The sequence below is a fragment of the Streptomyces sp. SKN60 genome (assembly GCF_026236535.1).
Lineage (GTDB): Bacteria > Actinomycetota > Actinomycetes > Streptomycetales > Streptomycetaceae > Streptomyces.
In genome coordinates, this window is sequence record NZ_JAHTMW010000001.1 from 431,762 (window position 1) to 452,990 (window position 21,229).

The following is a 21,229-nucleotide window of genomic DNA, read 5'->3' on the forward strand; positions in this document are numbered from 1 at the left end:
GTCCCATTTGTCATGCACAGTTTTCAGCCAGGAGGCACCTTCGATGTCGGTCCCCCAGCCCACCGCCGCCGAGCGCGGTGAGCAGATCCTCGCCGTCTTCGACACCGCCTTCGGCGAGCTCCTCGCCGCCGACCCCGCCGCCTTCAAGGTCAAGTTCCGGAAGATGGCCGGCTCCGCCTTCGCCTTCTACCGGGGCACCGCCTGCCTGTTCTACAAGGACCTGGAGCGGGAGGCGCACGGCGGGCCGTACCTGGACGAGCGCACCGGCCGGGTGTGGATCCACGGCGATCTGCACGCGGAGAACTTCGGCACCTACATGGACGCCAACGGGCGGCTGATCTTCAACGTCAACGACTTCGACGAGGCCTATGTCGGCCCGTTCACCTGGGACCTCAAGCGGCTCGCCGCCTCCCTGGCCCTGATCGGCTACGCGAAGGCGCTGTCCGACGACCAGATCACCCACCTGGTGCGGGTCTTCGCGGCGGGCTACCGGGAGCGGATCCACGACCTGGCGACCGGCGCCAAGGGCGACGAGGTGCCCGGCTTCACCCTGGAGACCGCCGACGGGGCCCTGCTCGGCGCGCTGCGCGAAGCCCGCTCGCTGACCCGTTTCGGGCTGCTCGACTCGATGACCGAGATCCGCGAGTACGAGCGCCGCTTCGCGGCCGGCGGCGGTGCGATCGAGCTGGACGCGGCCACCCGCTACAAGGTGCTCGCCGCCTTCGACGGCTATCTGGAGACGCTGCCGGAGTCGAGCCTGGCCCGCCCCGACTCGTACCGCGTGAAGGACGTCGTCGGCCGCCGCGGGATCGGCATCGGCTCGGCCGGCCTGCCCTCGTACAACATCCTCCTGGAGGGCAACAGCGACGCCCTGGAGAACGATGTCGTGATCTACATGAAGCAGGCGCAGACCCCGGCGGTCTCCCGGCACGTGACGGACGCGGCGGTACGGGGCTACTTCCACCACGAGGGCCACCGCACCGTGATCTCGCAGCGGGCGCTGCAGGCGCACGCCGACCCGTGGCTGGGCTGGACCGAGCTGGACGGCACGGGCCAGCTGGTCGCCGAGGTCTCGCCGTACGCGGTGGACCTGGACTGGTCGGACATCGACGACCCGCAGGACATCGCGGCGACCGTCGCCGACCTGGGCCGGGCGACCGCGACCATGCACGCGGCGGCGGACGACTCCAGCGGGCACTCCCTGGTGCCGTTCTCCACCGAGCGGGCCATCGACGCGGCCATCGCCGGCGACGAGGAGGGCTTCGCGGAGCTCCTGGTCGACTTCGCGCACGCGTACGGCGCACGCGCGCGTGCCGACCACCAGATCTTCGTGGACCTGTTCCGCAACGGCCGGATCCCCGGTCTGTAGCGGGCGCCTCACAGCCTGTGCTTAGGGACGCCTTATGTCCCTCCATGGCACACTTCGATGGCGATGAACATGGCAGGAATCCAGTTGCGGGCCCTGAGGGCGGCGTTCTTCACGACTCTGGTCGTGGCGCTGTCCGTGGCCTCGCACGTCCTGCTGTCCGGGGTGCCGCTGCCGCTCGGCACGGTCGCCCCGGTCGCCGTCGCCGTGTTCGGCGTGGCCTTCGCACTGGCCGGCCGCGAGCGCGGCTTCGGCCCCATCGCGGCGCTCCTGGTCCCGCTGGAGCTGGCCGCCGACACCCTCTTCACCAGCGGCCAGGTCGCCTGTTACGGCCCCGCCGGCGGCCCGGTCGCCGGGTCGCTGCGGGCCATCGGCTTCGACGTGGACGCGCTGTGCGGCGGCGCCGTGGGCACCCCGCTGCCCGGTGTGGCCGCCCCCGGCAGCGGCACCGCCGCGGCCCTCCTGAACTCCCCCGACCCGGCCGTGCCCTGGCTGCTGCTCGCCGCCCACGTAGTGGTCGGGCTCGCCGCGGCCTGCTGGCTGCGCGGCGGCGAGCGGGCGCTCGCCCGGCTGCTGCGGGCGGCCGTGGCCCTCGCCTTCCGGCCGCTGCTCGTGGCGGCCGCGTTCTTCCGCGCCGCCGTGGTTCCGCCGCGGCGCGCCGGGCACCCCGAGGACCGGCCGCGCCGGTCCCGCACCCGGCTGTTCGCGCACTCCGTGGGACGGCGGGGACCGCCCGTGCTCGCGCTCGTCTGAGCAGCACGCGCATCCCCCCTTTTTCCTCCCCCAGTCACGGAGTACCTCAGCATGAGCAAGCGCAACAGCCAGTCCAGCAAGGCAGCGGCCCGCGAGCGGCTGCGGATCGAGCGCGAGAAGCAGGCCAAGAAGGAGAAGGCCCGCCGCCAGGTGATCGTGGCCGCCTCGGCGCTCGGCATCCTCGCCGTCGCCGGCGGCATCGGCTTCGCCGTCGTCCAGGCCGGCAAGCCGTCCGCCTGGGAGGCCGCGGCGGACGCCAAGAGCGTCTCGGCGCCGAAGAACACCGAGGGCACGGACGGCACCACGGTGATCGTCGGCAAGCCCGAGGCCAAGCAGACCCTGGAGATCTACGAGGACTCGCGCTGCCCGGTGTGCGCGACCTTCGAGCAGGGGGTCGGCTCCACGGTCGAGAAGGACGTCGCCGACGGCAAGTACAAGCTGAAGTACGTGGGCGCGACCTTCATCGACAACTCCGACCAGGGCGAGGGCTCCAAGAACGCCCTCTCGGCGCTCGGCGCGGCCCTGGACGTGAGCCCGGAGGCCTTCCTGAAGTACAAGGCGGCGCTGTACTCCACCGAGTTCCACCCGGAGGAGCGCGACGACAAGTTCGCCAAGGACTCCTACCTGCTGAAGGTGGCGGACTCGGTCCCGGCCCTGAAGGGCAACGCCGAGTTCAAGAAGAACGTCGAGGGCGGCACCTTCGACGCCTGGGCGATGAAGATGTCGAAGACCTTCGACGACAGCGGGGTGCGCGGCACCCCGACCCTGAAGATGGACGGCAAGACGCTGACCGCCGAGGGCAGCGAGAACCCGCCGCTGACAGTGGAGCAGTTCAACGCGGCCCTGAGCAAGGTCCTGAAGGGCTGACCTCCGCGGGGGGCGGCGGGGGCGGGGCGCGGGCCCGGCGGAACGGCGGGAGAAGAGCCGGCGAACATTGTGCAGAGGTCTGCCCGTTCGCCCTACCAGTCGGTAATCTGACGGGCCGTGACCAGTCGTAACCACATATCCGCCCCCACCCGCCGTTCCGTGGTGAAGGCCGCCGCCGTGACCGCCGTCGCCGCGCCGGCGCTGGCGGCCGCCGCCTCTCCCGCGCTCGCGGCCGCCGGGGCACCCGTCTTCCTGCACGGTGTCGCCTCCGGCGACCCGCTGCCCGACGGCGTCCTGCTCTGGACGCGCGTCACCCCCACCCCCGACGCCCTGCCCGGTTCCGGCCAGGGCCCCGATGTGACGGTCGGCTGGGAGCTGGCCGAGGACCGCGGCTTCGCCCGTACGGTCGCGAGCGGCAGCACCGTCGCCTCCGCGGGCGCCGACCACACGGTGAAGGTGGACGTACGGGGGCTGCGGCCGGCCACCCCGTACTGGTACCGCTTCACCGCGGACGGCGCCGTCTCCCCCGCCGGCCGCACCCGCACCGCGCCCGCCGCCGACGCGAGCGGCCCCGGGGTGCGCTTCGGCGTGGTCTCCTGCGCCAACTGGGAGGCGGGCTGGTTCTCGGCGTACCGGCACCTGGCCGCCCGTACCGACCTGGACGCGATCCTCCATCTTGGCGACTACATCTACGAGTACGCCACCGGCGCCTACCCGGAGGCGAAGTACGGGGTCCGGCAGCACCAGCCGGCGCACGAGATCACGACGCTCGCCGACTACCGGCTGCGGCACGCCACCTACAAGACGGACTCCGACCTGCAGGCGCTGCACGCGGCGCATCCGGTCGTGGCGATCTGGGACGACCACGAGTTCGCCAACGACGCCTGGTCGGGCGGGGCCGAGAACCACACGCCGGGCACCGAGGGCGTCTGGGCGGACCGGGTCGCGGCGGCCAAGCGGGCCTACTTCGAGTGGATGCCGGTGCGCGCCTCCACGGAGGGCACGGTCTACCGACGGCTGCGCTTCGGCCGGCTGGCCGATCTGCATCTGCTCGACCTGCGCTCGTTCCGCTCGCAGCAGGCGGGCGTGGGCAGCGGCGCGGTGGACGACCCGGAGCGTTCGATCACCGGGCGGGCGCAGCTGGACTGGCTGAAGTCGGGGCTCTCGGCCTCGGACGCGGCCTGGCAGCTGGTGGGCACCTCGGTGATGATCTCGCCGGTGGCCTTCGGCGCGCTGCCGGCCGAGCTGCTCGCCCCGCTGGCGGAGCTGCTCGGGCTGCCCCAGGAGGGCCTCGCGGTCAACGTCGACCAGTGGGACGGCTACACGGACGACCGCAAGGAGCTGCTGAAGCACCTGACGGACCAGGGCATCCGGAACACGGTCTTCCTGACCGGCGACATCCACATGGCCTGGGCGAACGACGTGCCGGTGAAGGCGGCGACGTATCCGCTGTCGGCCTCGGCGGCGACCGAGTTCGTGGTGACCTCGGTGACCTCGGACAACCTGGACGACCTGCTGCACGTGGCGCCGGGCACCCTCTCGCTGGTGGCCCAGACGGCGGTGAAGGCGGCCAACCGCCACGTGAAGTGGGTGGACATGGACCACCACGGGTATGGCGTCCTCGACGTGACCGCCGCGCGCTCGCAGATGGACTACTACACGGTGTCGAACCGGGCGGACCGGAACGCGACGGCGTCCTGGGCGCGTTCGTATCGCACGCTGAACGGAACGCAGCGTGTCGAGCGGGTGTACCAGCCGGTGCTCTGACCGACGATTTTCAGCCATGATCCCGTTTGTTAACGGGAGATCACACGGCTACGGCGGGTGGTGAGTTCGGGGCTTCGAATCCGGACACACTGCCCGCCTTCGTCGTTTCTTCTGTTACGTCGACGTCTCAAACCCTGGAATCGGCGCAAGTTTTTCTTCTTGTTGACCCGATTTGCCCCTCGAATGATTGGGCTTGATCACTCCTCAACGACGTCTGACATGGACGCGTAATCTCCCCGGCGTGGCGAGGAAGTGCCTCTCCACGACCCCCACGAGGAGTCCCCCGTGCGCGCTCTTGCTCGTATATCGCCGCGTATGTCCCGTCGCATTCTCGGCACGGCCGTGATGGCCGGAACCCTGGCCCTGGCCCCCCTGTCCGCCACCGCGGCCCTTCCGTCCGCCTCCGGCGCCACCCTGGCCTCGGCCGAGAAGTGCGCCGACGACGCCGGCGTCTCCGCCGCCCGCAAGGTGAAGGGCGGCGCCACCAAGGCCGAGCCCAACGAGGTCACCGCCGAACAGGCCAAGGCCATGGACGCGGACCTGAAGAAGAAGGTCGCCGCCGGCTGGACCGACAGCCGTCTCAGCCCCTCCGCGACCCTCGGCGCCACCGCGGTCTCGATCCCGGTCTACTTCCACGTGATCCACAGCGGCACGACGGGCAAGCTCAGCGCCACGGACGTCAACAACCAGCTGGCCGTCCTCAACGCCGCCTACGCGGGCCAGGGCACCGGCAACGTGAACACGGGCTTCCAGTTCACCCTGGCCGGCACCGACTACACGGACAACGCCACCTGGTACAACCTGACCTCCGGCTCCACCGCCGAGAAGCAGATGAAGCAGACCCTCCGCAAGGGCGGCGCGGGCGCGCTGAACATCTACACCGCCAACCTCGGCGGCGGCCTGCTCGGCTGGGCGACCTTCCCGTCCTCGTACAACTCCAGCCCCTCCATGGACGGTGTCGTCATCCTCGACGCCTCCCTGCCGGGCGGCTCGGCGACCAACTACGACGAGGGCGACACCGCGACCCACGAGGTCGGCCACTGGATGGGCCTGTACCACACCTTCCAGGGCGGCTGTAACGGCAACGGCGACTACGTCTCCGACACCCCGGCCGAGAAGAGCCCGGCTTACGAGTGCCCGACCGGCCGCGACTCCTGCGCCTCCAAGACGGGTGTGGACCCGATCCACAACTTCATGGACTACACGTACGACTCCTGCATGTACCAGTTCACCTCGGGCCAGGTGACCCGGATGAACGACGCCTGGACCGCGTACCGCGCCTGACGGACCGTCCGAACATACGGGTGTGGCCCCGGGAACCGAGTTCCCGGGGCCACACCCGTACGCGCCCGCAAGGCCTCTAAAGACTGTCGAGGAAGTCCAGCGCCACGGCCCAGGTCCGCTCCGCCGCCTCCGCGTCGTGGTCCGGCAGCTCCGGGTCGGTGTACAGGTGCCCGGCGCCCCGGTAGCGGTAGACCTCCACGTCCGCGCCCGCCCGCTGCATCCGCAGGTACCAGGCCGACAGCCAGTCGTCCGTCTCGTACGGGTCGGGCTCGGCCACGTGCAGCTGCACCGGCAGCTCGTCCACCGCGGCCGACTCGGCGATGTCCGAGGTGCCGTGCAGGAGCAGCAGCCCGCGCGCCTTCTCGTCGCCGAGCGCCAGGGTCTGCGCCACCGAGGCGCCGAAGTCCAGGCCCATGTAGACCAGGCCGCGCTCCGAGTACGGGGCGGCGGCGAGCACGGCCCGCTTCAGGAGCTCGTCCTTGCCGATCTCGTCCCGCAGCGCCACGCCCTCCTCGGTGGTCTCCACGGTCCGTCCGTCGAAGAGGTCGGGCGTCCAGACCTGATGGCCGGCGGCCCGCAGCCGCTCGGCCGCGGCCGTCACGGACGGGGTGAGCCCGTGGACCGAGTGGAAGAGCATGATGTCCATGGGCTCCATCCTCCCATCCGGCGGCCGGGGCCCGGGGCACCCGCCCATGCCCGCCGCCCCGCGGCTCAGCGCAGGCTGCGCACGTCGAGGTCGCGCAGCACCCGGTCCACCACCTCCGGATCCGCCCCGGGCTCGCTGCGCGCCGAGAGCACCGCGTGCCGGGCCGCCGACATCAGCTCCTTCTGGATCCGGTGCACCGACTTCAGCCGCTCCACGCGCTGGGTGAACGCGGCCCGCCGCTCCTCGTCCACCATGTCCGGGCTGATCCGGGCCCCGATGTCGAAGGCGCCGCGCTGCAGCCGCTCCGCCACCTCCTCCGGCAGCTCCTCCAGCTCCGTGATCTCCTTCAGGCGCTGCTTGGCGGCCTTCGCCGCCCGGATCGCCAGATCCCGCTCGAAGGCCCGCTCGGCGTCCGTGTCGGCCTTCACACCGAGCCGCTTCACCAGCCACGGCAGGGTGAGGCCCTGCACCACCAGGGTGGCCAGGATCACGCAGAAGGCGATGAAGACCAGCTCGTCGCGGCCGGGGAAGGGCGCGCCGGCGTTCGTACGGAGCGGGATGGCGAGCGCGAGCGCCACCGAGGCCACCCCGCGCATCCCGGCCCACCACATGATGACGGACTCGCGCCAGTTCATCGGGATCTCCTCGGCGTACTCCCGCCGGTCGTGCAGCTTCTTCGCCACCCAGGCGGCGGGCAGCAGCCAGAGCAGCCGCACCACGACCACCACGCCGACCACCGCGAGCCCCCAGCCGAGCATCTGGCCGCCGCGTCCCTCGGCGACCCCGAAGACATGGACCAGTTCCAGGCCGATCAGACCGAAGGCGATGCCGGTGACCAGGGTCTCGACGATCTCCCAGAAGGTCTGCCCGGCGAGCCGCCCCATCACGTCGTCGGCGTCGAGCGCGTACTCGGCCAGATAGAGCGCGGTGACCAGGACCGCGAGCACGCCGGAGCCGTGCAGCTCCTCGGCGATCACGTACGCGACGAAGGGGACGAGCAGGGTGAGGCCGGTCTGCAGGGTGGCGTCGGCGAGGAAGCCCATCAGCTTGTTGGCGGCCCAGCCGAGGGCGAGGCCGATCACGACGGCGACGACCGCGGACAGGAACAGCTCGCCCAGCGCCTCGGGCCAGGAGAAGTGGCCGGTGACCACCGCCGTGATCGCCACGTGGTAGAGCACGATCGCGGTGACGTCGTTGAAAAGCCCCTCGCCCTCCAGGATCGACACCAGCCGGCGCGGCAGCCCGAGGGAGCCCGCCACGGCGGTCGCCGCGACCGGGTCGGGCGGCGCCACCAGCGCGCCGAGGGCAAGCGCCGCGGCCAGCGGGATGCCCGGCACCAGGGCGTCCGCCACGGCGCCGACGGCGGCCGTGGTGACGAAGACCAGCGCCACCGCGAGCAGGAAGATCGGCCGCCGGTTGGCCGCGAACTGGCGCCAGGAGGTGCGCTGCGCCGAGGCGTAGAGCAGCGGCGGCAGCACCAGCGGCAGGATGAACTCGGGCGGGACGTCGACGTTCGGCACGAAGGGCAGGAACGCGAGCACGATCCCGACGAGGGTCATCAGGACCGGCGCCGGCAGCCCGAGCCGGTCCCCCAGGGGCACGGTCAGGACGGCGCCGAGGAGCAGCAGGAAGAGCAGGGCCAGTTGATCCACGGACCTACCCTGTCACGTACGCCCGTTTCGCCCGGGATTGCCCGCCCGAAGACCCGGGATTGCCCCTCCGGCCCTACAGCGCGCGCCGCATGGCCCGGTGCGGCATGTCCGCGTCCGGGAACTCGGGGCCGTACGCCTCGTAGCCGAGCCGCTCGTAGAAGCCGAGGGCGTGGGTCTGGGCGTGCAGGTCGACGGCGGCGAGTCCGCGCTCGCGGGCCGCGTCCTCGATGGCCCGCACCAGCGCCGCGCCGACCCCGAGGCCGCGCGCCGCCTTGTTCACCGCGAGCCGCCCGAGCGAGCCCACGGTGGCGTCGGCGCCGGTCTTGCCGGTCGCGTCGGCCCCGAAGAGCAGCCGCCCGGTGCCCAGCGGCACGCCGTCCGCGCGGACCGCGAGGACGTGCACGGCGGTCTCGTCGTACGTGTCGTACTCGATCTCCTGCGGAACGCCCTGCTCCACGACGAAGACCTCGCGGCGCACCGCGAAGCACGCCTCCCGGTCGCCTTCGGCCACGGCCTCCCGGACCGTGTAGGCGGACCTTCCGCCGGCGCTCACCGGCTCTCCGCCTCGATGCGGTCGAGGGCGGTCTGCAGGTCGGCCGGGTAGTCGCTGGCGAACTCGACCCACTTGCCGTCGCCGGGGTGCTCGAAGCCGAGCCGGACGGCGTGCAGCCACTGCCGGGTCAGGCCCAGGCGCTTGGCCATGGTCGGGTCGGCGCCGTAGGTGAGGTCGCCGACGCAGGGGTGGCGGTGGGCCGACATGTGCACCCGGATCTGGTGGGTGCGGCCGGTCTCCAGCTTGATGTCGAGCAGCGAGGCCGCCCGGTACGCCTCGATGAGGTCGTAGTGGGTCACGGAGGGCTTGCCCTCGGCGGTCACGGCCCACTTGTAGTCGTGGTTCGGGTGCCGGCCGATCGGCGCGTCGATGGTGCCGCTCAGCGGGTCCGGGTGGCCCTGCACCAGGGCGTGGTAGCGCTTGTCGACCACGCGCTCCTTGAACTGGCGCTTCAGCGAGGTGTACGCGTACTCCGACTTCGCCACGACCATCAGGCCGGAGGTGCCGACGTCGAGCCGGTGCACGATGCCCTGGCGCTCGGCGGCGCCTGAGGTGGAGATCCGGTAGCCGGCGGCGGCCAGGCCGCCGATCACGGTGGTGCCGGTCCAGCCGGGGCTGGGGTGCGCGGCGACGCCGATCGGCTTCATGATCACGACGATGTCGTCGTCGTCATGGACGATCTCCATGCCCTCGACGGGCTCGGCGACGATCCGCACCGGCGCGGGCGCGCCGGGCATCTCGACCTCGAGCCACGCGCCACCGCTGACCCGCTCGGACTTGCCGACGACGGAGCCGTCGACCTGGACCTTGCCTGCGGCGGCCAGCTCGGCCGCCTTCGTACGGGAGAACCCGAACATACGGGCGATGGCGGCGTCGACGCGCTCGCCCTCCAGGCCGTCGGGAACGGGCAGCGTGCGGATCTCGGGACTCGTGCTCACCCGTCGAGTATGCCTTGTCAGTCCTTGTGGACGGTGCCGTCGGGGTCCAGGCCCCGGAACGAGAGCAGCACGATCAGGATGCCGCCGCACACGATCGCCGAGTCGGCGAGGTTGAAGACGGCGAAGCCCTTGGGGGCGATGAAGTCGACGACCGCGCCCTCGAAGACGCCCGGCGAGCGGAAGATCCGGTCGGTCAGATTGCCGAGCGCGCCGCCGAGCAGCAGGCCGAGCGCGATCGCCCAGGGCAGGCTGTAGAGCTTGCGCGCGAGCCGGATGATCACCGCGATGACCACGGCCGCGATCACGGTGAAGATGATCGTGAAGGCCTCGCCCATGCCGAAGGCGGCACCGGGGTTGCGGATGGCCTCGAAGCGCAGCAGGTCGCCGATCACCTCGATCGGCTCGTGCCCCTCGAGCTTCGCCACCACGAGCATCTTGCTGCCGAGGTCGAGGAGGTAGGCGAGCACGGCCACCACGAACAGCGCGACGATCCTGCGCCTCCCCGCCGGCTGCGGCCGCTCCTCCGGAGCGGCCGTCTCGTCGGCCCCTGCTGCATCCGGTGAATCCGGTGAATCCGGCGTACCGATGACGCTCTCCGCCTCTGCCACGTGAGTCCCTCAACCTAGGTGCCTGATGTGCACCGAGAGTACGGCACGCACCTCCGGCGCCGTCAGCCCCGCCGCTCCTGCTTCTGCTTGTCCTCCACACAGAGGGTGGCGCGCGGGAAGGCCTGCATCCTGGCCTTGCCGATGGGCTTGCCGCAGACCTCACAGAGGCCGTAGGTGCCCGCGTCGAGCCGCTCCAGGGCGTGCTCGGACTGCTCCAGCATCTCGCGGGCGTTCGCCGCCAGGGCGAGCTCGTGCTCCCGCGTGATGTTCTTGGTGCCGGTGTCGGCCTGGTCGTCGCCCGCGCCGTCGCCGGAGTCGCGCATCAGACCGGTCAGCTCCTCCTCGGAGTGGACCAGCTCGCTGCGCAGCCGCAGCACCTCGGCCTGCAGCTCGCTGCGGGCCTCGGCGACCTCCTCTGGCGTCCACGGCTCCTCACCCGGGCGTACGGCGAGCTCGCCGGCCCGGGCCTGGGGCACCGCGGCCCCGGCCGCGCCGGCCGTCGTGACGCCGCCCGCGGTCTTCTTCGCTGCCACCGTGCTGGCTCCTGTCTTCCGGTTGGTCGGGGCGGCCGGCTTCCCGGCCGGCGCCTTCTTGGCGGACGTCTTCCTGGCCGGCGCCTTCTTCGCGGGCGCCGTCCCGGCAGCCGCCTTCTTCTCGACGGTCTTCTTCGCGGCCGTCTTCTTCGCGGCCGTCTTCTTCGGGGCCGTCTTCTCGGCGGCCGGCTTCCGCTCGGCGGTCTTCGTCGTGGCCGCCTTCTTCGTGGCCGCTTTCTTCGCCGTCGTCTTCTTCGCCGTCGTGTTCTTCGCAGTCGTCCTCTTCGCGGCCGGCGCCTCCGCCGCCGTGGTCTTCGTGGCCGTCGTCTTCTCCGCGGCGGTCTTCTTCGCCACCATGTCGCGGCCCCTTCACATTTTGTGATCTTGCTCGCGAATCGTGCTGGGACGATAAATCGGCCCAAGGTCCGCGGCAACGGGGCACGCCGCCCATTCCGCCCGCCCCGGCGGCCCGCGGGGCGAACCTGCCTCGGTTGTGCCCAGCTCTCCGGCGGGTTATCCGCGCCGCCCCTCCCCCACTTGGCCGCAGCGGAAGTCCGCGCCGGGCCGTATGGCCATTCGGGTCACCGGGACGTCACCGGGAATCGGGGGAAAACCGGTCGGCCGACCCGGCCCGCGCCCCGTACACTGGGCGGAGCGAAAGGCTTGGATGGGGACGAGTAGCGTCGTAAGCAGCCATGAGCGACCCGGGGACGGTGCGAGCCCGGGGGCGAGCGCGATGTGAAGCATCACCCCGGAGCTGCCGGAAGAAAGCCGCGGGACCGTGAGGACCGCGCGGCGACTAGACCCGGCGTCGCGACCCCAATGAGGGGGCTCAGGGCGTCCGCGCCCGGGGCCAAGGAGGGTGGTACCGCGGGAGCAGTGCTCTCGTCCCTCCGGACGGAACGAGGCACATCCGCCGGAGGAAGATCGATGTCTTCGCAGTACCGCCAGGTACCCGCCCAGGTAGACCTGTCCGCGCTCGAGCACGCCGTGCTCGACTTCTGGCGCGACAACAAGGTCTTCGCCAAGACGCTTGAGCAGTCCGAGGGACGCCCGGAGTGGGTGTTCTACGAGGGCCCGCCGACCGCCAACGGCATGCCCGGCGCCCACCACATCGAGGCCCGCGTCTTCAAGGACGTCTTCCCCCGGTTCCGCACCATGCGCGGCTACCACGTGGCCCGCAAGGCCGGCTGGGACTGCCACGGCCTGCCGGTCGAGCTCGCCGTCGAGAAGGAGCTCGGCTTCTCCGGCAAGAAGGACATCGAGGCGTACGGCATCGCCGAGTTCAACGCCAAGTGCCGCGAGTCCGTGACCCGCCACACCGACGCCTTCGCCGAGCTGACCACGCGCATGGGCTACTGGGTGGACCTCGACGACGCCTACCGCACCATGGACCCCTCGTACATCGAGTCGGTCTGGTGGTCGCTCAAGCAGATCTTCGACAAGGGCCTGCTGGTCCAGGACCACCGGGTCGCCCCCTGGTGCCCGCGCTGCGGCACCGGCCTGTCGGACCACGAGCTCGCCCAGGGCTACGAGACGGTCGTCGACCCGTCGGTGTACGTGCGCTTCCCGCTGACCTCCGGCCCGCTGGCCGGCAAGGCGGCGCTCCTGGTGTGGACGACCACCCCGTGGACCCTGGTGTCCAACACGGCCGTCGCCGCCCACCCCGAGGTGACCTATGTGGTCGCCACGGACGGCGACGAGCGGCTCGTCGTCGCCGAGCCGCTGCTCGACAAGGCGCTCGGCGAGGGCTGGGTGACCACCGGCGAGTCCTTCACCGGCAAGGACATGGAGCGCTGGACCTACGAGCGCCCCTTCGAGCTCATCGAGTTCCCGGAGCCCGCGCACTACGTCGTCAACGCCGAGTACGTGACGACCGAGGACGGCACGGGTCTGGTCCACCAGTCCCCCGCCTTCGGTGAGGACGACCTCAAGGTCTGCCGCGCCTACGGCCTGCCGGTCGTGAACCCGGTCCGCCCCGACGGCACCTTCGAGGAGGACGTGCCGCTGGTCGGCGGCGTCTTCTTCAAGAAGGCCGACGAGGCCCTGACCGCAGACCTGGACGCCCGCGGCCGGCTCTTCAAGCACATCGCGTACGAGCACAGCTACCCGCACTGCTGGCGCTGCCACACGGCCCTGCTCTACTACGCGCAGCCGTCCTGGTACATCCGCACCACCGCGGTCAAGGACCGGCTCCTGGAGGAGAACGAGAACACCAACTGGTTCCCGGACTCCGTCAAGCACGGCCGCTTCGGCGACTGGCTGAACAACAACATCGACTGGGCGCTCTCCCGCAACCGCTACTGGGGCACCCCGCTGCCGATCTGGCGCTGCGAGGACGACCACCTCACCTGCGTGGGCTCCCGCGCCGAGCTGAGCGAGCTGACCGGCACCGACCAGTCGGGCCTCGACCCGCACCGCCCGTACATCGACGACGTCACCTTCGGCTGCCCGGCGGAGGGCTGCGGCAAGACCGCGACGCGCGTGCCCGAGGTCATCGACGCCTGGTACGACTCGGGTTCGATGCCGTTCGCGCAGTACGGCTACCCGTACCAGAACAAGGAGCTGTTCGAGAGCCGCTACCCGGCGCAGTTCATCTCCGAGGCGATCGACCAGACCCGCGGCTGGTTCTACACGCTGATGGCCGTCGGCACCCTGGTCTTCGACAAGTCCAGCTATGAGAACGTGGTCTGCCTGGGCCACATCCTCGCCGAGGACGGCCGCAAGATGTCCAAGCACCTGGGCAACATCCTGCAGCCCATCCCGCTGATGGACCAGCACGGCGCCGACGCGGTCCGCTGGTTCATGGCGGCCGGCGGCTCCCCCTGGGCGGCCCGCCGGGTCGGTCACGGCACGATCCAGGAGGTCGTCCGCAAGACCCTCCTCACGTACTGGAACACGGTCGCCTTCCAGGCGCTGTACGCCCGGACGTCCGGCTGGGCGCCGTCCGCCGCCGACCCGGCGCCGGCCGACCGCCCGGTCCTCGACCGCTGGCTGCTCGGCGAGCTGAACACGCTGGTGGCCGAGGCGACCGAGGCGATGGAGGCGTACGACACCCAGCGCACCGGCAAGCTGCTCTCGGCGTTCGTCGACGACCTGTCGAACTGGTACGTGCGCCGCTCGCGGCGCCGGTTCTGGCAGGGCGACAAGGCGGCGCTGCGCACGCTCCACGAGGTCGTGGAGACGGTGACCCGGCTGATGGCCCCGCTGACCCCGTTCATCACCGAGCGGGTCTGGCAGGACCTGGTGGTCCCGGTCACCCCCGGCGCCCCGGAGTCCGTCCACCTGGCGACCTGGCCGGAGCCGGACGCGGCGCTCGTCGACCCGACGCTGTCGGAGCAGATGCTGCTCGTCCGCCGCCTGGTCGAGCTGGGCCGCGCCACGCGCGCCGAGTCGGGTGTGAAGACCCGTCAGCCGCTGTCCCGCGCGCTGGTCGCGGCGACCGGCTTCGCCGCGCTGTCCGAGGAACTGCAGGCGCAGATCACCGAGGAGCTCAACGTCTCCTCGCTGGCGTCCCTGTCCGAGGTGGGCGGCTCGCTGGTCGACACGACGGCGAAGGCGAACTTCCGCGCCCTCGGCAAGCGTTTCGGCAAGGGCGTCCAGGACGTCGCCAAGGCGGTCGCCGCGGCCGACGCGGCGGCGCTCTCCCTGGCGCTGCGCGACGGCGAGGCGAGCCTGGAGGTGAACGGCGAGACGATCACCCTCACCCCCGAGGAGGTCGTCATCACCGAGACCCCCCGCGAGGGCTGGTCCGTCGCCTCCGACTCCGGCGCCACCGTCGCCCTCGACCTGGAGATCACCCCGGAGCTGCGGAAGGCGGGCCTGGCCCGTGACGCGATCCGCCTGATCCAGGAGGCCCGCAAGAACAGCGGCCTCGACGTCGCCGACCGGATCGCCCTGCGCTGGACCTCCGCCTCGGCGGAGACGGTGGAGGCCCTGACGGCCCACGCGGCCCTGATCGCCGACGAGGTGCTGTCCACGGACTACGCCCAGGGCGAGGCCGGCGACTCCTTCGGCGCCGCCTTCGAGGACGAGGGCCTGGCCCTCGCCTTCCGCCTCCGCAAGGCGTAGCACCACGCTGAAGGGCCCGGCTCCCGCAGGGGGGCCGGGCCCTTCGTCGTGCCACCCGAAGCGGCGTACACATCGGCGAACGCCGAAGGGCCGGCCCCCGGAAACGGGAGCCGGCCCTTCAGGACTGCCGACGACGGCTACGCGTTCAACACGCGTTGATCCGCCGGCCTCAGTTGTCGTCCTCGTCGATGAGGAAGCCGCGCATCGGCGCCGGGGCCTGCTGCATCGGCTGCGGGGCCTGCGGACGGACCGGGGCCATCGGCTGGGTCATCGCCGGGGTCATCTGCTGCTGACCGCCGTACGACGGGGCGCCGCCCATCGGACCGTTGCCACCGTAGGACGGGGCACCGGCGCCGGCCGGAGCCATCGACGGGGACGGCGGCAGGGACGCGGCGGCCGGGGTGCGCGGCGGGGCCAGCGAGTCGTCGGCCTGGGTCTCCAGCTGGCGCAGCTGGGACTCGAGGTACGACTTCAGGCGGGTCCGGTACTCACGCTCGAAGCCCCGCAGGTCCTCGACCTTGCGCTCGAGGGTGGCGCGGGCGGACTCCAGCGAGCCCATCGCGACGCGGTGCTTCTCCTGCGCGTCCCGCTCCAGGGCGTCGGCCTTGGCGCGGGCGTCCCGCTCCAGGCCCTCGGCGCGCGAGCGCGCCTCGCCGACGATCTTGTTGGCCTCGGAACGGGCCTCCGCGATCGCCTGGTCGGCGGTCTGCTGCGCGAGCGACAGGACGCGCGCGGCGCTGTCGCCGCCGGGGCCCTGCGGCGCGGGCGCCATCTGCTGCTGCTGCGGGTGACCCATGGGGCCGCCCTGCATCGGACCGGGACCCATCGGGCCGCCCTGCATCGGGCCGGGGCCCATGGGCCCGCCCTGCATGGGGCCGCCCTGCATCGGGCCGGCCGGAAGCGCGGGGGCACCGGAGGGCAGCTGCGGCGGGCCCTGCATGGGGCCCTGCTGCTGCGCCGGCGGTCCGGATATGGCGGCGGGCACGGGAGCGCCGGGACCGACGGGACGATCCTGCGGCTCCGGGGGCTTGCGCATGCCCTGCTGCTGGTTCTGCGCGGCGGCACGGGTCGCGGCGGCCAGCTTGGCGCGCAGGTCCTCGTTCTCGCGGAGCAGTCGGGTCAGTTCGGCTTCGACCTCGTCGAGGAAGGCATCGACCTCGTCCTCGTCATAGCCTTCTCGAAGGCGGACGGTCGTGAACTGCTTGTTCCGCACGTCCTCGGGGGTCAGCGGCATCTCTTCTTCACCTCTACGTAGTCGTCGGCAGTCGGCAAGACCGTATCGTCCACAGTTCCCTCCACCATCACCTCGCGAAGCCGCTGACGACGGAGATCAGGATGTAGACGATGATCATCAGAACGAAGAAGGACAGGTCGAGTGCCACGCCCCCGAGGCGCAGCGGCGGGATGAGCCGCCGCAGAAGCTTGAGCGGTGGATCGGTCACAGTGTAGGTGGCCTCGAGGACCACCACCATCGCCTTGCCGGGTTGCCATGACCGGGCGAACTGGAAGACGTAGTCCATGACCAGCCGGAAGATCAGAAGGACGAGGAAGCACATCAGCGCGATGTAGACCACCTGCAGTGCGACGCCCATCCCGCGGTTCCCTCTCCCCTGGTTCTCGTGCTCTCACTTGTCCGGCCGCTCCCGCGGCCGGCCGTTCTCGGTCTCGTGTTCTCAGCTCTGGTTGAAGAATCCGCCCTCTGCGATGCGGGCCTTGTCCTCCGCCGTGACATCGACGTTAGCAGGCGACAACAGGAACACCTTCTGCGTCACTCGCTCAATGCTGCCATGGAGCCCGAACACGAGTCCGGCGGCAAAGTCGACAAGTCGCTTCGCGTCGGTGTCGTCCATCTCCGTGAGATTCATGATCACCGGGGTGCCTTCACGGAAGTGTTCCCCGATGGTACGGGCCTCGTTGTAGGTCCGCGGGTGCAGCGTGGTGATGCGGTAGGGCTCCCGCTCGGACACGACCTTGGGCATGATCACCGGTGCGTTCTTCTCCAGGCTCGGACGTTCGGGTGTGATGGATGCCACGGGGGCAATTCGGGCAGGACGTCCGCTTTCCGCGTGTACCGGTACAGACTGAGCGACGGGCTCGCGCGGCGCGGGCGGCTGCACGACCCGCACCGGCTCCTCCCGCTCGATCTGCCGAGGGGGCTGGTGGCGCCGGTCACGCTCCGGCTCCGGCTCCAGCTCGGGTTCGAAGTCGTCGTCGGGATCGAATCCCCGGCCGTCGTAGCCATCGTCCTCCACGAGGCCGAGGTAGACCGCCATCTTGCGCATCGCGCCGGCCATTCTCTGCATCCTCCGCTCAGTGGTGGATCGCCTAACCGAATGTCGCAGTGTCACCAAGTGCCCGCGATCCACGGGTCCCCCCGCCTGCTCGGCGGAATGACCATATTTTCTGCTGTGGTCCGACTTGCTTCGCGACGTTACCCGAGCTTCGGGCGGACTCCGAGTACCGCCGTACCGATGCGTACGTGTGTCGCCCCGGCCGCCACGGCCTCTTCGAGGTCCGCACTCATCCCTGCTGACACCATGTTCGCAGTTGGACGGGTCGCGCGCAGGACAGTCGACAAATCCATCAGCCGGTCGAACGCCGCGCGTTGCCGGCCCGCGAAGGGGCCGGCCAGCGGCGCGACCGTCATCAGTCCGTCGAGCCGCAGTCCGGGAGCGGCGTCCACCGCGGCGGCCAACTCCTCGATCCCGTCCGGGGCGATCCCGCCGCGGTCGCCCCGCTCGCCGGCCTCGGCGTCGAGGGCGACCTGGATCAGACAGCCGAGTTCACGTTCCGCCTTCTCCGCGGCCGCGGAGAGAGAGGAAACGAGCTTCAACCGGTCGACGGACTGCACCACATCGGCATAACCCACCACGGAACGGACCTTGTTGGTCTGCAGCTGGCCCACGAAGTGCCAGCTGAGGTCCAGGTCCGCGCAGGCCGCGGCCTTCGGGGCGGCGTCCTGGTCGCGGTTCTCCGCCACGTGCCGCACCCCGAGTTCGTGCAGCAGCCGCACGTCGCTCGCGGGGTAGGTCTTGGTGACCACGATCAGGGTCACCTCGTCCCGCGCCCGTCCGGCGGCGGCGCACGCGGCGGCGATGCGCTCCTCCACCCGGGCGAGGTTGGCGGCGAGTTCGGCCTTGCGGTCGGCCAGGTCGGTCAGGTCGGTCATGTCTCTTCTCGCTGCAACCAGACATATCCCGCGAGTCGCCCGGTGGTGCGGTCGCGGCGGTACGAGTAGTGGTCACCGGACTCCAGGGTGCAGACCCCGGCGTCCGAGACGTCCGCGACTCCGAGCCGCGCGAGCTGGGCGTGCACGCCGGCGGCCACGTCGACGGCCGGAGTCCCCCAGGAGGTCTCGGCGTACGCGGCCGGTTCGACCGCGGCCACCTCGGCGCGCATCGCCTCGGGCACCTCGTAACAGCGGCCGCAGACCGAGGGTCCGGTGCGGGCGGTGATCCGGGCCGGGTCGGCGCCGAGCTTCGTCATCGCCGCGACGGCGGCGGGCACGACGCCCGCCACCATGCCGGGCCGGCCCGCGTGGGCGGCGGCCGCGACCCCGGCGACCGGGTCGGCGAGCAGGACCGGGACGCAGTCCGCGGTCAGCACCGCGAGGGCGAGCCCCCGGGTGGCGGTGACGATCGCGTCGACCGACGGGACCGCACCGTCACGACCCTCGGCCCACGGTCCGTCGACCACGGCCACGTCGGCGCCGTGCACCTGGTTCATCCAGACGACCCGCGCCGGGTCGAGCCCGAGCTCCTTCGCCGCCAGGGTCCGGTTGGCCAGGACCGCCGCGGGCTCGTCGCCCACCGCGCCGCCGAGGTTGAGCTCCTCGTACGGAACGGCGCTCACCCCGCCCCACCGGTCGGTGAAGGCGAAGTGCGCGCCGCTCGTCTCGAAACGCTGCCCTATCAACGTGTCACTTCAGGAAGTCCGGGACATCCAGCTCTTCGGCCTGGGTGTCCGCGTACGGGCGGGCCGGGGGAACCACCGGCGGCGCGACGGGCGGCAGCGAGCTCTCGCCGACGGCCGGCGCGGGCTCGGCCGGGGCGGCCGGCTCCTCGCGCGGGGTCACCGTGCCCAGGCCGCCGAGCGGGCGGGCGGTCTCGGTGATGCGGGGGGCCGGGGCGGGCTCCTCGCGCTTGGCGGAGGCCGAGCCGATGATGTTGTCGCGGCGGGCCGGCGGCTGACCGCCGTCGAAGCCGGCCGCGATGACGGTGACCCGGACCTCGTCGCCGAGGGCGTCGTCGATGACGGCGCCGAAGATGATGTTCGCCTCGGGGTGGGCGGCCTCGCTCACCAGCTGGGCGGCCTCGTTGATCTCGAAGAGACCGAGGTCGCTGCCGCCGGAGATGGACAGCAGCACGCCGCGGGCGCCGTCGATGGACGCCTCCAGGAGCGGCGAGGAGATCGCCATCTCGGCGGCGGCCACGGCGCGGTCGTCGCCGCGGGCGGAGCCGATGCCCATCAGGGCGGAACCGGCCTCGGACATGACCGACTTGACGTCGGCGAAGTCGAGGTTGATCAGACCCGGGGTGGTGATGAGGTCGGTGATGCCCTGGACACCGCTGAGGAGCACCTGGTCGGCCGACTTGAAGGCGTCGAGCACGGAGACCTGGCGGTCCGAGATCGAGAGCAGCCGGTCGTTGGGGATGACGATGAGGGTGTCGACCTCTTCGCGGAGCTCGGCGATGCCGTCCTCCGCCTGGTTGGCGCGACGGCGGCCCTCGAAGGTGAACGGGCGGGTGACCACGCCGATCGTGAGGGCGCCGAGCGAGCGCGCGATGTTGGCGACGACGGGCGCGCCGCCGGTGCCGGTGCCGCCGCCCTCGCCGGCGGTGACGAAGACCATGTCGGCCCCCTTGAGGACCTCCTCGATCTCCTCGCGGTGGTCCTCTGCCGCCTTGCGGCCGACGGCCGGGTTGGCCCCGGCCCCGAGGCCGCGGGTCAGTTCACGGCCGACGTCGAGCTTGACGTCGGCGTCGCTCATCAACAGCGCCTGCGCGTCGGTGTTGATGGCGATGAACTCGACGCCCTTGAGACCGACCTCGATCATTCGGTTGATGGCATTGACACCACCGCCGCCGACACCGATGACCTTGATGACTGCGAGGTAGTTCTGCGGTGCTGCCACGTCGAAGGCCTCTCGCCTCGAGTTACGTGTCGCCGCTTCGCGGTGGTTGACGCGTCGCGACGACGGATGCCGATTGGGGCGGTCCATGACGCCGACCCAAACCCTAACGTTGAAGTTTAGGGTTACCAGTGTCTCTGTTCGCTGGACTCTTCCGAACAGGACACTAAGTCGACAAGTGGCGCACGTTCAACGAACACGCCGAACCTCCCGTTTTTCTTTTCACCCTATGTGATCACCCGTAGCGCTGGCCAACCAGGGTGCTGGCCAGCGGTGATGGGCGTCAACTTTCCGACGAGGCGGGTGCGGTGGGGGCACTTACATCGAAGTGCCCCGCTTTGGGAGTCGCTTTCATGAGGGCGGTGAGAACACGGGCCTTCACGGGCCCGTCCTCGCCGCTGCCCCAGAAGACGCTGCGGCCCTTGCCGAGTTCCAGAGTGATGGAGTCGAACGACGTGATCCGGACGACACGGACGTCCTGGGCGATTTTCTCCGGGAGTTCGCCCGTCACGCCTACCGCGGCGGTCAGCAGCCGCTCGGTGTCGAAGCGGCGCAGGCTCGGGGAGGCGGCGGCGTCGATGACGAGCCGGGGTACGCCGCGGGGCGGGGTGGTCACGGTGGCGAACCGGACCGCCCCGGCGTCCACTTCGTCGAACTTTCCGCCGTTTTCGAGCAGGAGTACGGGGCGACGTTCCGTCACTTTCAGACCGATTCCGTGCGGCCAGGACCGGACCACGTCCACGGAGTCGATCCGGGGCAGTTCGGCGCGCAGCCGGGCCGCGATGGCGTCGGTGTCGACGGAGACGAGCGGCGCGCCGACCGGGACCGCCGCGACCCGCTCGACCTGCTCCGGGGTGAGCACCCCCGTACCGGAGGTGCTCACCTTCTCGACCCGGAACCAGCTGGAGCCGTAGAGCGCCCAGACGCCGCCGGCCACCAGGAGGACGGTGCCGAGGGCGATCAGCAGCACCCGCGGGCCGGGCACCCGGAACCTCCGGGCCCCCGGCCGGGACGGCCGCGGCGCGGAGCCCTCGGACCTGCTCTTCGCTGCCACCGCGCT

Annotated in this window: 19 protein-coding genes and 1 pseudogene; 6 read left to right on the forward strand and 14 right to left on the reverse strand. The window is 71.3% G+C overall.

Features of this window, described 5'->3' with window-relative positions:
- Window positions 1–43 precede the first annotated feature (43 nt).
- The 5 genes from KV205_RS02045 to KV205_RS02065 all read left to right on the forward strand — a co-directional run bounded on the left by KV205_RS02045 (window position 44) and on the right by KV205_RS02065 (window position 6,037).
- The gene (locus KV205_RS02045; protein ID WP_265861621.1) at window positions 44–1,369 is read left to right on the forward strand and encodes a DUF2252 domain-containing protein; all 1,326 of its coding nucleotides are present in this window, start codon (window positions 44–46) and stop codon (window positions 1,367–1,369) included.
- Between the two features lie 63 nt (window positions 1,370–1,432).
- Window positions 1,433–2,119 carry a hypothetical protein gene (locus tag KV205_RS02050; RefSeq protein ID WP_265861623.1) on the forward strand — a complete coding sequence of 229 codons (687 nt, stop codon included), beginning with the start codon at window positions 1,433–1,435 and terminating at the stop codon, window positions 2,117–2,119.
- A 51-nt stretch (window positions 2,120–2,170) separates the two neighbouring features.
- The gene (locus KV205_RS02055; protein WP_265861624.1) at window positions 2,171–2,986 is read left to right on the forward strand and encodes a thioredoxin domain-containing protein; all 816 of its coding nucleotides are present in this window, start codon (window positions 2,171–2,173) and stop codon (window positions 2,984–2,986) included.
- A gap of 117 nt (window positions 2,987–3,103) precedes the next feature.
- Window positions 3,104–4,753, forward strand: a complete 1,650-nt coding sequence (locus tag KV205_RS02060; RefSeq protein WP_265861625.1) for an alkaline phosphatase — start codon at window positions 3,104–3,106, stop codon at window positions 4,751–4,753.
- A 315-nt stretch (window positions 4,754–5,068) separates the two neighbouring features.
- Window positions 5,069–6,037, forward strand: a complete 969-nt coding sequence (locus tag KV205_RS02065; protein WP_265861627.1) for a zinc metalloprotease — start codon at window positions 5,069–5,071, stop codon at window positions 6,035–6,037.
- Between the two features lie 76 nt (window positions 6,038–6,113).
- Here KV205_RS02065 and KV205_RS02070 read toward each other — a convergent pair whose 3' ends face one another.
- From KV205_RS02070 to KV205_RS36380, 7 genes and pseudogenes are all read right to left on the reverse strand, one after another.
- Window positions 6,114–6,683, reverse strand: coding sequence for a dienelactone hydrolase family protein (locus tag KV205_RS02070; RefSeq protein WP_265861629.1), 570 nt, complete (start codon window positions 6,681–6,683; stop codon window positions 6,114–6,116).
- 65 nt (window positions 6,684–6,748) lie between these two features.
- Window positions 6,749–8,335, reverse strand: coding sequence for a Na+/H+ antiporter (locus KV205_RS02075; RefSeq protein WP_265861630.1), 1,587 nt, complete (start codon window positions 8,333–8,335; stop codon window positions 6,749–6,751).
- Between the two features lie 73 nt (window positions 8,336–8,408).
- Window positions 8,409–8,888: a GNAT family N-acetyltransferase gene (locus KV205_RS02080; RefSeq protein WP_265861631.1), complete on the reverse strand. Its 480-nt coding sequence runs from the start codon at window positions 8,886–8,888 to the stop codon at window positions 8,409–8,411.
- Window positions 8,885–9,826, reverse strand: a complete 942-nt coding sequence (locus tag KV205_RS02085; RefSeq protein ID WP_265861632.1) for an RluA family pseudouridine synthase — start codon at window positions 9,824–9,826, stop codon at window positions 8,885–8,887. The genes KV205_RS02080 and KV205_RS02085 overlap by 4 nt, the downstream gene beginning before the upstream one ends.
- Before the next feature lie 17 nt (window positions 9,827–9,843).
- Window positions 9,844–10,434 (reverse strand): signal peptidase II, encoded by a 591-nt coding sequence (gene lspA / locus KV205_RS02090; RefSeq protein WP_265861634.1) that lies wholly within the window; start codon window positions 10,432–10,434, stop codon window positions 9,844–9,846.
- 62 nt (window positions 10,435–10,496) lie between these two features.
- The gene (locus KV205_RS36375) at window positions 10,497–10,967 is read right to left on the reverse strand and encodes a TraR/DksA C4-type zinc finger protein (RefSeq protein WP_308404046.1); all 471 of its coding nucleotides are present in this window, start codon (window positions 10,965–10,967) and stop codon (window positions 10,497–10,499) included.
- 6 nt (window positions 10,968–10,973) lie between these two features.
- A pseudogene (locus KV205_RS36380) lies at window positions 10,974–11,324 on the reverse strand (histone H1-like repetitive region-containing protein); the annotation flags it as partial.
- A 573-nt stretch (window positions 11,325–11,897) separates the two neighbouring features.
- Here KV205_RS36380 and ileS point away from each other — a divergent pair.
- Window positions 11,898–15,038, forward strand: coding sequence for an isoleucine--tRNA ligase (gene ileS / locus KV205_RS02100; RefSeq protein WP_265861637.1), 3,141 nt, complete (start codon window positions 11,898–11,900; stop codon window positions 15,036–15,038).
- Window positions 15,039–15,207: 169 nt separating this feature from the next.
- Here ileS and KV205_RS02105 read toward each other — a convergent pair whose 3' ends face one another.
- The 7 genes from KV205_RS02105 to KV205_RS02135 all read right to left on the reverse strand — a co-directional run bounded on the left by KV205_RS02105 (window position 15,208) and on the right by KV205_RS02135 (window position 21,223).
- On the reverse strand, window positions 15,208–16,272 hold the full coding sequence (locus KV205_RS02105; RefSeq protein WP_265861639.1) for a DivIVA domain-containing protein: 1,065 nt from the start codon (window positions 16,270–16,272) through the stop codon (window positions 15,208–15,210).
- Between the two features lie 67 nt (window positions 16,273–16,339).
- Entirely contained in the window at window positions 16,340–16,630 is a 291-nt protein-coding gene (locus KV205_RS02110; protein WP_132915584.1) for a YggT family protein, read from the reverse strand.
- 81 nt (window positions 16,631–16,711) lie between these two features.
- Window positions 16,712–17,332: a cell division protein SepF gene (locus KV205_RS02115; RefSeq protein WP_265861641.1), complete on the reverse strand. Its 621-nt coding sequence runs from the start codon at window positions 17,330–17,332 to the stop codon at window positions 16,712–16,714.
- Between the two features lie 137 nt (window positions 17,333–17,469).
- Window positions 17,470–18,189 carry a YggS family pyridoxal phosphate-dependent enzyme gene (locus KV205_RS02120; protein ID WP_265861905.1) on the reverse strand — a complete coding sequence of 240 codons (720 nt, stop codon included), beginning with the start codon at window positions 18,187–18,189 and terminating at the stop codon, window positions 17,470–17,472.
- Window positions 18,190–18,203: 14 nt separating this feature from the next.
- Window positions 18,204–18,953, reverse strand: a complete 750-nt coding sequence (gene pgeF / locus KV205_RS02125; RefSeq protein WP_265861643.1) for a peptidoglycan editing factor PgeF — start codon at window positions 18,951–18,953, stop codon at window positions 18,204–18,206.
- A gap of 4 nt (window positions 18,954–18,957) precedes the next feature.
- Window positions 18,958–20,172: a cell division protein FtsZ gene (gene ftsZ / locus KV205_RS02130; RefSeq protein ID WP_265861645.1), complete on the reverse strand. Its 1,215-nt coding sequence runs from the start codon at window positions 20,170–20,172 to the stop codon at window positions 18,958–18,960.
- A gap of 280 nt (window positions 20,173–20,452) precedes the next feature.
- Window positions 20,453–21,223: an FtsQ-type POTRA domain-containing protein gene (locus KV205_RS02135; RefSeq protein ID WP_265861646.1), complete on the reverse strand. Its 771-nt coding sequence runs from the start codon at window positions 21,221–21,223 to the stop codon at window positions 20,453–20,455.
- Between the last annotated feature and the right edge of the window lie 6 nt (window positions 21,224–21,229).